This is a genomic window from Bacillota bacterium, from assembly GCA_024655925.1.
Lineage (GTDB): Bacteria > Bacillota > DTU025 > DTU025 > JANLFS01 > JANLFS01.
On record JANLFS010000192.1, the window covers coordinates 1 to 501 of the forward strand.

Annotated in this window: 1 protein-coding gene; it reads right to left on the reverse strand. The window is 59.5% G+C overall.

Annotated elements, in window-relative coordinates; translation table 11 throughout:
- On the reverse strand, positions 1 to 451 hold a 451-nt coding region (locus NUW23_15875), incomplete at its 3' end, for a Gfo/Idh/MocA family oxidoreductase (GenBank protein MCR4427633.1).
- Between the last annotated feature and the right edge of the window lie 50 nt (positions 452 to 501).

Here is a 501-nt window from a genome sequence, read left to right on the forward strand (position 1 = left end):
CGGAGCGAATATAGTAGATCGTACCCAGCTTGCCCTCAGAGATGAGGTGCTTGAGATACCACGACTCCGGGCCGTTGCTCCAGCGGTAGTTCATCGACACCGCGAGGGTTTTATTGTGCTCTTGCGCGACCGCGAGCATCTCCTCAGCCTCTGCGGCGGACATGGCCATGGGCTTCTCTACGAGCACGTGCTTCCCGGCGCGGAGCGCGTCAATTGTGGCGGGCTTATGAAGATAGTTCGGAAGACAGATACTGACCGCATCCAGCTCGGGCAACGCCAGCAAATCCCGGTAATCCTCAAACGCATGCGGGACACCGTACTCCTTTGCGTAGGCCAACAGACGGTCCCTATCCACATCGGCGATGGCCAGGATACGCACGTCGGGCAAGGCACTGTAGACCCGTAGATGGACTCGCCCCATGCCCAAGCCGATCACAGCTACGTTTGCCATGACTTGCCTCCAGGTCTGAGGCGGCAGGCGTGCCTCCGCAGAAGTAGTCA